This is a genomic window from Salinarchaeum sp. IM2453 (assembly GCF_019693215.1).
GTDB lineage: Archaea > Halobacteriota > Halobacteria > Halobacteriales > Salinarchaeaceae > IM2453.
The window spans coordinates 687,202-699,687 of the sequence record NZ_CP081183.1 but is presented as its reverse complement, the minus strand read 5'-3'; the positions used below and the strand labels follow the sequence as shown (position 1 = coordinate 699,687).

Sequence of the window (12,486 nt, the reverse complement as noted above, 5' to 3'; positions counted from 1 at the left end):
GCTCAATGCTAATTGAGGATTCAAAAATGTTGTCTGAGTGATTATTTTAGCTGTATGATGTTTTCTTTTTGTTCAATTAATTCATCTTCTTTGAGATCATCAAGTAAGCCCTGAAGCCACTCCCGACCATATTCTCCCTCTGGCGTATAATCAACCCGTACGATTGAACCAAGCTTATCAATTGCTATTGTCTCATGTTCTCCAAGTGCTCGAATAACCCGTCCACGAAACTGTCGGCGTGATCCTTCAAATGATGGTTGTGTTGGTACGTCTGGTGCGGTGAAATCTCCCGTCGCATATGCAGTGCACCACCACCGCCACGGACAGGGGCCACGATCACAGCGTGGAGTTTTATTGCAGACTTCGCTTCCTAACTCCATTATTGCGTTATTCCACTCTCGTGAGTTATTGGCTGGCAGCAGAGTATTTGCAAGCACTTCGTACGGCGGTTCTTCTTCTTGTTTTGGGTCCGAATAGGCACGATACAGAACTCGACGCACATTCGTATCAATAGCAGCGTTTCCATTGTTGAACGCAAAACTGGCAACTGCGTTTGCTGTGTATGGACCCACCCCTGTCAGCGACTCTAATTCTTCTGGTGATTCAGGAATCTCTCCATTATAATCTTCGACAACTTGCTGCGCAGCAGTGTGTAAGTATTTTGCTCGATTGTTGTATCCGAGCTTCTGCTCCGTCCAGAACTGAACAACTGCCGCCTGTTCTGTGTTGGCGAGTGCATTAACTGACGGCCATCGGTCAATAAATGCTTTCCAAGCTGTTTCGACCCGAGAAAGCTGTGTCTGTTGACTCATCACTTCTGATACGAGTATCTTGTACGGATCAGTCGTGTTACGCCACGGAAACTCTCGATGATTTTCTTCATACCACCGTAATAGCTCCTGCTGAATCCGTCCTACATCAACATCAAGATCGATCGTCTCCTCCATTAGCAGTTGATTCGACTGAAGCAATATCAGCCCTCCGTAATCCAACACGGTTGGGCTATCGATTTGACCTCCTCCACACGGCTAAAGCCGGTGGCTTTCGCCTCGATACCGCTGTAACCAAAGCAAAAAAAGTCCGGACCTATCAGATTCAGTTCTCTGCGGCGAGGTACTGATCCTCCCAGTCTCTGCGGGCATCAATTTCTCGTTCTCCGCGGCTGGTTAGAACATAGTAGTTTGTTCGCCGATCCAACTGCCCTTTTTCAACGAGCCCTTTCTCAACAAGAGTATCCAAGTTTGGATACAACCGTCCGTGATGGATCTCTTTTCCATAGTAATCTTCAAGTTCCTGCTTGATTGACAGCCCGTGTGGCTCCTCCTCCCCGGCAATTACGAACAGCAGGTCGCGCTGAAAACCAGTTAGATCGTGCATGTTATAATCTAGTTGATTATTACTTTTCTCCGAACATAAAATTATCGGATAATCTGAATTACATTCTAAAGAACAACATTCCTCTGTTTAAAATCCGGCTGATGAATGCCTCAAATACGGATACATGGGGGATTTCAGATTCGAATACAAAAATAATTGAATAATAATGTAAATTATACAAGTATGGTATGTGCTATATATTATCTATTATACATAATCAAGATCTTTCTCTCTTTAACGATAGTTGCGAGATGAAGTCTGATCGTGGGTATGATCCCACTCGAAGCCAACCTCATGAGTAAATCCTGTCACAATTCAGTGTTTGCTAGCAATTGAGTTGACTGTTTTTGCTGTGGCTAAGTGACGGCTGTATCCCGGTCCTACTCGCTCCCGTTGGTCGCTCTTTGAGGACGGGGACGTAGCCTGCACAAGTTAATATACTCGTCTTTGTTTGTGACATACTAGTTCAAACGAGAAATAAAAGAACGGCCACGAGAACCTGTGGCCGTCGTGCCGCCGATGTGGTCCCCGCTGACGCTTCGGCCCTCCAAGCGAAGCGTCAGATGAAAAATGCCACCATAACAAAATAAAATTTATGATTGGTTATCTCTGATGCCGGTTTTAGCTTGTTTGCTCAAATTCTGGAGTTGTTGTATAGGCGGTCAAGCTGCCTGCTCTGGGACTTGACACCTGAGGTGTGTTCACTATTGTTTCGGGAGTGAAACATCGACGTCATTCTGTAGTGCAGCGGCTTTGACCGTATTATATAGCAACATGGCCCGGGTCATTGGTCCGACTCCGCCCGGCACTGGCGTAATCGCTGATGCCTTTTGCTCAGCACTTTCGAATTCAACGTCGCCTACCAGTGTCCGTTCACCATCTCGCTCTACGCTGTTTGTGCCAACATCAATAACGATGGTGTCTTCAGAAATCATCGATCCGTCGATAAATTCAGCAACCCCTGCTGCAGCAACGAGAATATCCGCTTGTTTTACCTTTGATTCTAGATCTTGAGTTCGAGAGTGACAGACCGTTGTTGTTGCATTTCCACCATCTGCCTTCTGGATAAATATGTTCGCCATTGGCTTTCCAACAATGTTTGACCGTCCAACGACAACAGCGTCCTTTCCTTCCGTTTCAATGTCGTATGCATCTAATAGCATCTGCACTCCGTGTGGTGTACACGGTTTAAACCGCGGGTTACCAATCACAAGTTTTCCAACGTTTTCCGGATGGAATCCATCAACGTCCTTCTGTGGGCTAATCTGGTCAATAACAGGTTGCTCTTCCACGTGATCCGGAAGTGGAAGCTGAACCAGTATTCCGTGTACTTCTGGATCGTTGTTCAACTCCTCAATTAGATTATACAGGTCCTCGGCAGAATCTTCTGCAGTAATCTCTGGATCTCGCGTTGCAATTCCAACTTCTTCGCAGTCACTTTGTTTCATTGAGACGTACTTCTCAGCTGCCGGGTCATCGCTCATCAGCACTGTTGCTAAACACGGTGTGATACCCTCTTCTTCGAGTTCTTTAACTGCGTTGCCTAGTCCGTCTCGGATGTCCTGTGCAACTGCCTTTCCATCAATAATTTCTGCCATGTTTAATACATCACCTCTCAAGGCGACCTCTTATAACTAGGGGCTTCTGAACCGTCTGAATAATGGTATCAATTAACAGAATTCTATCCGCTTGTGATGAATCGATGATCAACTCAGTGTGTAGCGTTTGACCTCTTCCCACGGCTGATGACTGTGGACTTCCGCTAGCTACGTGTCAGGGAATTATTCACGCGGAATTTGTTTCACCGACATTTCGATGAAGTAACCGGTCAGTAGCGATGTGGATTGACCGATGCAACCGAGATCACTCCAGAGTGTACAACCGATTCTATGCCATGCTCCAGTATAAAAAAAGAACGCTCGTTATTCGCCAGAACCGTCTGCTAATGCTTTTGACTGCTGTGGAGTATCATACAGTGGGTACTCTTCACAGAGTTCTTCGACTTGCTCTTTCACTTCCGGAATTGTTTCGTCTGTTGTTCCTTCATCGACTGCATCGATTACTTTCACTATTAGGTCAGCAACCGTTCGGCAGGCATCTTCATCAAAGCCACGTGTCGTGATTGCTGGTGTTCCAACGCGAATCCCGCTTGGATCAAATGCTGATCGTGTTTCTCCTGGAACTGTGTTACCGTTTAGTACCAGTCCGGCCCTCTCAAGAGCTTCTTCGGCGTCTCCACCGGATACGTCCGGGTGAGATTCACGAAGGTCGGCAAGCACAAGGTGATTGTCTGTTCCACCAGACACAAGTTCTATCCCATGCTCCTGTAGTTGGTCTGCTAATGCAGCGGAATTATCGACGACCTGCTGTGCGTATTCTTCAAACTCCGGCTGTAGAGCCTCCTTGAATCCGGCTGCCTTCCCAGCAATATTGTGCATCAATGGGCCGCCCTGTGCACCCGGGAAGACTGCCTTGTCAATATCGTCGGCGTACTCCTCTTTGCACATGACAATTCCGCCTCGACCGGCGCGGATGGTTTTGTGTGTCGAGCCAGTTACGAAGTCCACAGTGCCAACTGGTGATGTGTGAACGCCAGCGGCAACAAGACCTGTAATATGTGCGATATCAGCGAGATGGTATGCATCGACTGCATCAGCAGCCTCCTGAATCTCTTCCCACTCTATTTCCCGCGGATATGCTGAGTATCCGGAGACAATTATGTCCGGCTCAAATGTTTCTGCTTTCTCTTTCAGACCTTCATAGTCGATGTATCCTGTTTCCGTGTCAACTTCGTAGTGCTCTACCTCGTAGGTTTGTCCAACAAAGTTTGCTGGGTGTCCATGCGACAGATGTCCTCCATGGCTTAACTCCAGGGACAGGATTTTATCTCCCGGTTCAAGCATTGCTGAGTACACTGCGAGATTTGCTTGCGTCCCAGCGTGTGGTTGTACGTTAATGTGCTCGGCACCCCACAGCTCTTCTGCATAGTCAATTGCCATCTCTTCAACTTCGTCAGCGTATTGACACCCTCCATAATATCGTGCTCCTGGGTATCCCTCTGCGTACTTGTTAGTTAGAACACTACTCTGTGCGTCAAGAACAGCCTCGCTTACGTGGTTTTCCGATGCAATTAGATGCAACTCACTGTTTTGTCGCTCGATTTCGTTTTCGAGCGCGTCTGCCAGTTCTGGATCGACCTCACGAACATTTTCATGATCCATAGTTCTATACCTCTTATCAATGTCCTCCCGTGTATAAGCATCGGTGCCGGATGAATTTCCCGATATTTTACATACTTTATTTCGATCACATTCTGTTATTAATTAATGTTATGGGACAGTGTTAAGTGGTACCAATACCTTTACTAGATAGGATTTAGACGTGTTCAATATCGTGAGATGTCGCAGAAGATGTGACTGTTGTTAACACGGAACGATATGACACGTCCCAAACATAGCCCAAAGACACAATGACAGAACACACTACCCTTGAATCGCTAAGCCAGGAGTATCAGGCGTCAATTCCGGAAGACCTACGAGAAACGCATTCTTTTGATTGGTACCTTTCGGAGCTGTATTCCAGCCCGAAAATTGCACGCGCAGCCCACCAGCGGGTTGCCGATATGTTTGATTATTATGGGACTGAATATGACGATGAGACTGGGCTCGTTGAGTACAAGCTTGCTACAGAAGACCCGATCAATGACGGTGAAAACCGGTTTTATGGACAAGTAATCCACGAATCCATCCATGAATTTGTAAACAAGGTCAAAAGTGGTGCCCGTGGACTTGGTCCAGAACGACGAATTTTGCTGTTACTCGGTCCTGTTGGGTCAGGCAAATCAGCGTTTGACGCACAACTCCGACGTTACTTCGAAGATTATACGATGCGCGAAGAGGGGCGGATGTACACATTCCGCTGGACAAACCTAACTGACGTAATCGCAGATCAGGATCCGACGGACGATACAGTTCGATCCCCCATGAATCAGGATCCACTGGTCTTGCTTCCACAAGAACAACGACAGCAAATCCTTGATGACATCAACGAACAGCTCGATGCACCATACACAATTCGGAACGATCAGGCACTTGATCCTGAATCTGAATTCTACATGGAGAAGCTTCTGGCCCACTATGATGATGATCTACAATCTGTACTAGACAATCACGTCGAAGTTATCCGACTTGTTGCGGATGAGAACAAACGTCGGGCTCTGGAGACGTTCGAACCGAAAGATAAGAAAAATCAGGACGAGACGGAGCTTACCGGCGATGTAAATTACAGCAAAATTGCTGTATACGGAGAATCTGATCCCCGAGCGTTCGACTATTCCGGTGCATTTTGTAATGCTAACCGTGGTCTGTTCTCTGGGGAGGAATTACTCAAACTGCAACGGGAGTTCCTGTACGACTTCCTCCACGCCACACAGGAACAGACGATCAAACCCAAGAACAACCCCCGGATCGACATCGATCAGGTCATTGTTGGACGAACGAATATGCCCGAATACAAGGACAAGAAGGGAGACCAGAAGATGGAGGCATTCAATGATCGGACCAAACGCATTGATTTCCCATATGTCCTTGCCTACGAGGATGAGGCAAAAATCTACGAGAAGATGCTCGGCAATGCGGATGTTCCTGATATTCACGTAGAACCTCACACTCTAGAGATGGCCGGTCTATTCGGAGTCCTAACCCGAATCGAAGAACCTGATGTCGAGACGATCAGTCTTCTTCAGAAGGCAAAAGCCTACAATGGAGAGACAGACGCTATCGAAGATGTTGATGTTTCAAAGCTCCGCGAGGAAGCTGAGGAGAGTGCTGAACTTGGTGAAGGTATGGAAGGTGTCTCTTCCCGGTTCATCGGCGACGAAATGGCCGAGGCAATTATGGATTCCAAACACCGTGACCGGAATTTCCTCTCACCACTGACCGTCTTCACGTTCTTTGAAGACAATCTTGAACACCATGGTTCGATTCCAGAGGAGCGGTTTGAAAGGTACTACCGCTACCTTGAGATGGTCCGAGAGGAATACAAAGAGCGGGCAATCGAAGATGTCCGTCATGCACTTGCGTACGATGTTGATGAGATTCGTCGACAGGGTGAGAAATATATGGATCATGTCATGGCGTATATCGACGATGATACGGTCACAGATGAACTCACTGGCACTGAGCAGGAACCAGATGAAACCTTCCTGCGTGCTGTTGAAGAGAAACTAGATGTTCCTGAAGACCGGAAAGATGACTTCCGCCAAGAGGTTTCCAATTGGGTTTCCCGTCGTGCTCGTGAAGGCGAGGCATTTGATCCAACAGACAACGACCGACTACGCCGTGCTCTGGAGCGCAAGCTATGGGAAGACAAAAAACACAATATTAACTTCTCTGCACTGGTGTCGGCGAGTGAAGTAGACGACGAAGAACACAGCCAGTGGGTCGATGCACTGATTGAGCTTGGCTACTCTGAAGCAGGGGCTAAAGAGGTGCTCGAATTTGCTGGTGCAGAGGTTGCACGGGAGGAACTGGAACAGTGACTGACGGATCAACCTTCATCAGTGCGAGTGACGATACGCTTCAGGAGACATACGACGAGCCGATGTCACTTGCGGAGTACGTCGAGACATTGCTTGAGTCTCCGAAGCTAGCTTCGCATGCAGCCAAATATCTACTCGACGCAATTGAGGCAGCAGGCACCCGAACGGTCGTCGAGGAAGGTGAAGAAAAGCAGCGATATCGATTCTTCGATGACCCATCAAACGATGGGGAACACGCAGTCTTGGGTAACACTGAGACGCTGAACGCCTTTGTTGATGATCTACGATCAATTGCGACCGGTCGAGGCAAGGGAGAAAAAATGATCTGGTTTGCTGGCCCAACAGCAACCGGGAAATCTGAACTCAAGCGTTGTCTGGTCAATGGCCTTCGTGAATATTCAAAGACGCCTGCTGGTCGTAGATACACACTGGAGTGGAATATCAAGGGCGTTTCAGAAAGTCGTGGTCTGAGCTACGGCAGTGAGGAACCTGTTGACGAGGATGACTGGTATCAAAGTCCAGTTCAGGTTCATCCACTTGCCGTATTTCCTGAATCAGTTCGGGAGGATATCCTTGCAGAGCTTGACCTTCGGACTGATGATCATACCACGCTTCGGCTTAACACGGAGCTTGACCCATTCTCCAGAGAGGCATACTCTCATCTTGAAGAGCAGTACCGTCGGCAGGAAATTGAAGATCTGTTCTCACAGATCACTGATCCAAAGCATCTCCGAGTGAAAAACTACGTTGTTGACGTTGGACGAGGAATTGGCGTGTTGCACGCTGAGGATGATGGATCAGCAAAAGAGCGGTTGGTCGGAACATGGATGCCAGGTATGCTACAGGAGCTTGACTCCCGTGGACGAAAGAATCCGCAGGCGTTCTCCTACGACGGCGTACTTTCACAGGGTAACTCCGGTCTGACCATCGTTGAGGATGCAGCCCAACATGCTGATCTCCTCCAGAAACTGCTGAATGTTCCTGATGAGAAGCATGTTAAGTTAGATACTGGAATCGGGATGGAAATTGATACACAGATCATCGTTATCTCTAATCCCGACTTGGAAGCAACGCTCAACCAGCATGCTGACCGGCAGGATGCCGATCCACTCAAAGCACTGAAACGACGGCTTGACCGACATGAGTTTGCCTATCTAACTAACCTGAGCCTCGAAGCACAGCTAATCCGACGAGAACTGACAAATGAAACGGCTGTCTGGGAGGCTGACGATTATAATGACCTTGATGAGAAGATTGTCGAGCCAGTTCAGGTTGATGTACAGCGAAATGGATGGCACCACACGAAGGAACTCGCACCCCACACTATCGAAGCAGCAGCACTGTATAGTGTTGTAACCCGACTGGAAGATGAAGACCTTCCTTCGGACCTCGATTTGGTTGACAAGGCGTTGCTCTTCGACCGCGGATATCTTGTCGAGGACGATACCAGACGCACAAAAGACGACATTGCTGTTGGGTCGGCTACCAACGGCCGTCGGGGGATTCCTGTCACATATACTCGTGATACCTTCTCTCGGTTGCTCCAAGAAGAAACTGATCGCAGTCATCCAGAGTATGACGTTGAGGATGTGATCATGCCTCGAGATATCCTTAATCAGATGGCTGATGGGCTTCGAAAGGCTCCAGTATTCTCCTCTTCAGAACGATCAGAATTTGAGTCCCGGGTAGCTGTTGTCAAAAACTACATTTTCGACCGACAGGCTGACGATGTGATCACCGCCATGACACACAACGAATCTGTTGATCCAGAGCTAGTCGAGGCATACGTTGAGCATGTCTATGCTTGGGGAACTGATGAGGTCCTTACTAACGACCGCGGCGAGCGGATTGGTCCTGATCAGCTTCGGATGAAAATCTTTGAGATTGAACACTTGGGTCGGTTTTCGGAAGATGATTACCGAGGTAATGAGCCGACCTCTGTCGTTAAGTCCTTCCGCAGAGAGCAGGTCATCAACGCGCTTAACCGACGAGCTTGGGAGCAGCGCGGAGAAGACTTTGCAGTCTCAGACGTTGATCTCACTGAGATCCCGATTATCCGCAGTGTGTTACAATCAAACGATTGGGAGGACATTGCCCGGCGGTATGATGACTTTGACCCGAATCAGTGGGATGACCCTCCAGCAGATACCCAGACAGAACAGATCAAAGAACGAGCAATTGAGAATATGATTGAACTATTCGACTACACGCCGGCCTCAGCAGAGTTGACCAGTCGGCATGTTATGAACGAGGTGAGTTACAAATGGGACTAAAAGACGATCTTGAACGATTCCGTGAAGTCGGTGAACAGCGACGGCAGGATCTTACGGATTTCATCTCATATGGTGATCTCCGCGACGGCGATGAGACGGTACGTGTCCCAATTAAGATCGTTAATTTGCCTGAATTCGAGTATGACCCGTACGATGTCGGTGGTGTTGGACAAGGTGAAGCCGATGTTGGTGATCCAGTAGAAATGGACCCAGATGCAGATGACGATGGCGATGGTGATGGCGATCCCGGTGACGAAGGTGCAGAGCATGAGTACTACGAGATGGATCCTGAAGAGTTTGCAGAAGAACTCGATGAAGAACTTGGACTTGACTTAGAGCCCAAAGGAAAGAAAGTCAGCACTGAAACGGAAGGCCCGTACACAGATGTTACCCGTACTGGCCCAGACTCGACGCTTGACTTTGAGCAAATGTTCACTGAGGGCTTAAAACGCAAGTTAGCTACTGAGTTTGATGAAGACTTCATGCGTGAGGTGCTGAAAATTGAAGGATGGGGTCCTGACGAAGCATATGACTGGGCCCGGAACCAGAGCATTCCAGTATCACTGGCATGGTTACAGACGGAATACAACGATATCCCCGACACAGAGCGATCGAAATGGACATCAATTGATGAAGTACAGGCCTCTGTTGAGCGCACGCCAATACGCGAACGAATTCGTAAGGAGGGTATTGATCACATTCCATTCCGCCGTGAAGACGAACGGTACCGCCATCCTGAACCAGAGACGCGCCGCGAGCGAAATGTGGTAATCGTCAATATTCGAGATGTCTCTGGCAGCATGCGAGAAAATAAGCGTGAGCTTGTCGAGCGCACGTTTGCTCCGCTTGACTGGTACCTGCAGGGCAAATACGACAATGCGGAGTTCATCTATATCGCACACGATGCAGATGCATGGAAAGTTGAGCGCGAGGAGTTCTTTGGGATTCGATCTGGTGGTGGCACACGAATCTCATCGGCATACGAGCTCGCAGAAGAATTGCTTACTGAGTATCCATTTAGTGAGTGGAATCGGTATGTCTTTGCGGCTGGTGACAGTGAAAACTCCAGCTCTGACACCGAGAACCGTGTCATCCCACTTATGAAAGAAATTGATGCCAATCTTCATGCCTACGTTGAGGCTCAGCCTGATGGGACTGCAGCGAATGCAACCCACGCAGAGGAACTGGAGCGTCACTTTGATTCAGGCGATGACGTTGCTGTTGCCCGTGTCTCAACACCAGATGATGTTATTGATGCAATCTATCAAATCCTCTCTACCGAAGCAGGTGATAACGAATGAGTAACGCATACGACCCACAACAGGAAGCCAGTCGTCTCCAGCGTCCCGTCGCGGAAGCTAGAGCACTTGCAGAACGACTGGGCTTGGAACCGACCCCGATTAACTACTGGATTGTCGATCACGATGAGATGAATCAGTTGATTGCGTATGGAGGATTTCAGGAGCGCTATCCACACTGGCGCTGGGGAATGAAATACGATAAACAGCAAAAGCAAGACCAATACCTTGGTGGCAAGGCATTCGAAATCGTGAACAACGACTCACCAGCACATGCCTTCCTCCAGCAATCAAACACACTTGCTGATCAGAAAGCAGTCATCACACATGTTGAGGCCCATGCGGACTTCTTCGCTAATAATGAGTGGTTCGGTATGTTCCCCGACGGAGATAGTGGTGCAACAGCCATGCTCTCACAGCATGCAAACCGAATCCGGTCGATCATGGACCGCCCTGATGTCGACCGTGACCGTGTTGAGCGATGGATCGATAACATTCTATCGCTCGCCGATACTATTGATCAACATCGATCGTTTTCTCGGGAACTTAACCGTGAAGAACCGGACACAGACTCTGATATCGCCAAACAACTTGATCAACTAGACCTTGATGACGAAGTCCGAGAGACTGTTTTCGATGACGAGTGGCTTGAGTCTCAGCAGTCAGAAGATGATGAACTCGACACTGTTGCACCAGAGTCTGATGTGCTGGCATTTCTCCGTGAATACGGGAAACAATATGACGAATCTAACGACCGAGCAGTTGAATTTGAAGACTGGCAACAGGAGATTATTGAAATACTCCGTACTGAGGCATACTACTTTGCTGCCCAGCGTATGACGAAAGTCCTCAATGAAGGCTGGGCAAGCTACTGGGAATCAATCATGATGGCCGGCGAAAACTTCGCTGCTGGTGATGAATTTGTTACGTATGCTGATCATATGTCTCAGGTGCTCGGTGCACCTGGGCTCAATCCATACAAACTCGGGTACGAACTCTGGCAGTACGTCGAAAATCAGGCGAACCGCCGAGAAGTGCTTGAGCATCTCTTGCGTGTGAAAGGCATCACGTGGCGAAACCTCAAAGACGCTGTTGACTTCGATGCTGTTCTTGAACAGCTTGAACCTCCGGAACCGCTTGTGACAGTTGACCTTGATACTATCGAGCAACTGCCCGATCAGTATGTAGATCAGGACGCCCTTACACAAGCGCGAGAAGGAGATATTGATGTCGATACTTATCCGTGGAAAGTGCTGACTTATGAAGGACTTGCTCACCGGCACTACTCGCTGACAAAGCCCCAGAATCGACAGTTCCTTTCAAACTGTAAGCAAGATGAGCTTGAGCGTATCGGTCGATATTTGTTCGATGTTGACCGATATGATTCAGTTGAGGAGGCGATTGCTGATGTTGATGTTGCCGCCGGCTGGGACCGGATGCGTGAGGTTCGTGCCAGTCACAATGATGTGACATTCCTCGATGAGTATCTAACCCCCGAGTTTGTTGAGGCTAATGATTACTTCACCTATGAGCACTCCCGTGCTTCAGAAGGTCCGCGGGTTGCAAGCGTTGACCCGATGGACGTCAAGCGGAAGTTGTTATTGCAATTCACCAACTTTGGCAAACCAACTATCATTGCCGAGGATGGCAACTACAACAACCGCAATGAGTTGCTCTTAGCTCACAAGTACAACGGCATTATGCTTGATATTGATCAAGCTCGCCGAGTCCTTGAACGGGCATTCGAACTTTGGGGACGTCCGGTTCATCTCAAGACAATCATCAAGGAAGTTTCCGATCATGACCTTGAAGTCGCACGACGGCGCAACCGTGAGCCAGAGCCTGAAGAAAGTGGCCTGTTGATCACATATGATGGCGATGCGTTTACAGATCAAGAGTTAGATTGGACTGAAGTTGAACACCTCGCCGCAGACGATATTGATTACGATACTCGTCCAGATGAATGGTTGTAGCCTAGTTTTCTCTTGACGCTTTCTTT

General features: G+C 48.4%; 8 protein-coding genes. 4 read left to right on the top strand and 4 right to left on the bottom strand.

Annotated elements, in window-relative coordinates; genetic code table 11:
- Positions 1–41 precede the first annotated feature (41 nt).
- The 4 genes from K0C01_RS03270 to glyA form a co-directional block, all read right to left on the bottom strand.
- Positions 42–947: an HhH-GPD family protein gene (locus tag K0C01_RS03270; protein ID WP_221170623.1), complete on the bottom strand. Its 906-nt coding sequence runs from the start codon at positions 945–947 to the stop codon at positions 42–44.
- A 148-nt stretch (positions 948–1,095) separates the two neighbouring features.
- Complete coding sequence (locus K0C01_RS03265) at positions 1,096–1,377, bottom strand: PadR family transcriptional regulator (RefSeq protein ID WP_221170622.1); 282 nt, start codon at positions 1,375–1,377, stop codon at positions 1,096–1,098.
- A 704-nt stretch (positions 1,378–2,081) separates the two neighbouring features.
- Complete coding sequence (locus K0C01_RS03260; protein WP_221170621.1) at positions 2,082–2,975, bottom strand: tetrahydrofolate dehydrogenase/cyclohydrolase catalytic domain-containing protein; 894 nt, start codon at positions 2,973–2,975, stop codon at positions 2,082–2,084.
- Positions 2,976–3,299: 324 nt separating this feature from the next.
- Entirely contained in the window at positions 3,300–4,598 is a 1,299-nt protein-coding gene (glyA, locus tag K0C01_RS03255) for a serine hydroxymethyltransferase (protein ID WP_221170620.1), read from the bottom strand.
- Between the two features lie 248 nt (positions 4,599–4,846).
- Between glyA and K0C01_RS03250 the strand changes: the two genes are divergently transcribed.
- Genes K0C01_RS03250 through K0C01_RS03235 form a run of 4 tightly spaced genes read left to right on the top strand, consistent with a single transcriptional unit; the run spans position 4,847 to position 12,460 of the window.
- Positions 4,847–6,916 carry a PrkA family serine protein kinase gene (locus K0C01_RS03250; protein ID WP_221170619.1) on the top strand — a complete coding sequence of 690 codons (2,070 nt, stop codon included), beginning with the start codon at positions 4,847–4,849 and terminating at the stop codon, positions 6,914–6,916.
- Positions 6,913–9,189, top strand: coding sequence for a PrkA family serine protein kinase (locus K0C01_RS03245; RefSeq protein WP_255568373.1), 2,277 nt, complete (start codon positions 6,913–6,915; stop codon positions 9,187–9,189). Before K0C01_RS03250 ends, K0C01_RS03245 begins: the two co-directional genes overlap by 4 nt.
- On the top strand, positions 9,180–10,490 hold the full coding sequence (locus K0C01_RS03240; protein ID WP_221170618.1) for a YeaH/YhbH family protein: 1,311 nt from the start codon (positions 9,180–9,182) through the stop codon (positions 10,488–10,490). Before K0C01_RS03245 ends, K0C01_RS03240 begins: the two co-directional genes overlap by 10 nt.
- Positions 10,487–12,460 carry a SpoVR family protein gene (locus tag K0C01_RS03235; RefSeq protein WP_221170617.1) on the top strand — a complete coding sequence of 658 codons (1,974 nt, stop codon included), beginning with the start codon at positions 10,487–10,489 and terminating at the stop codon, positions 12,458–12,460. Before K0C01_RS03240 ends, K0C01_RS03235 begins: the two co-directional genes overlap by 4 nt.
- Positions 12,461–12,486: the final 26 nt, after the last annotated feature.

Excerpts from the sequence above, each read along its gene's own strand:
- K0C01_RS03250 (WP_221170619.1), top strand. The coding sequence starts at position 4,847 with ATGACAGAACACACTACCCTTGAATCGCTAAGCCAGGAGTATCAGGCG.
- K0C01_RS03265 (WP_221170622.1), bottom strand. The coding sequence starts at position 1,377 with ATGCACGATCTAACTGGTTTTCAGCGCGACCTGCTGTTCGTAATTGCC.
- K0C01_RS03240 (WP_221170618.1), top strand. The coding sequence starts at position 9,180 with ATGGGACTAAAAGACGATCTTGAACGATTCCGTGAAGTCGGTGAACAG.
- glyA (WP_221170620.1), bottom strand. The coding sequence starts at position 4,598 with ATGGATCATGAAAATGTTCGTGAGGTCGATCCAGAACTGGCAGACGCG.
- K0C01_RS03270 (WP_221170623.1), bottom strand. The coding sequence starts at position 947 with ATGGAGGAGACGATCGATCTTGATGTTGATGTAGGACGGATTCAGCAG.
- K0C01_RS03260 (WP_221170621.1), bottom strand. The coding sequence starts at position 2,975 with ATGGCAGAAATTATTGATGGAAAGGCAGTTGCACAGGACATCCGAGAC.
- K0C01_RS03235 (WP_221170617.1), top strand. The coding sequence starts at position 10,487 with ATGAGTAACGCATACGACCCACAACAGGAAGCCAGTCGTCTCCAGCGT.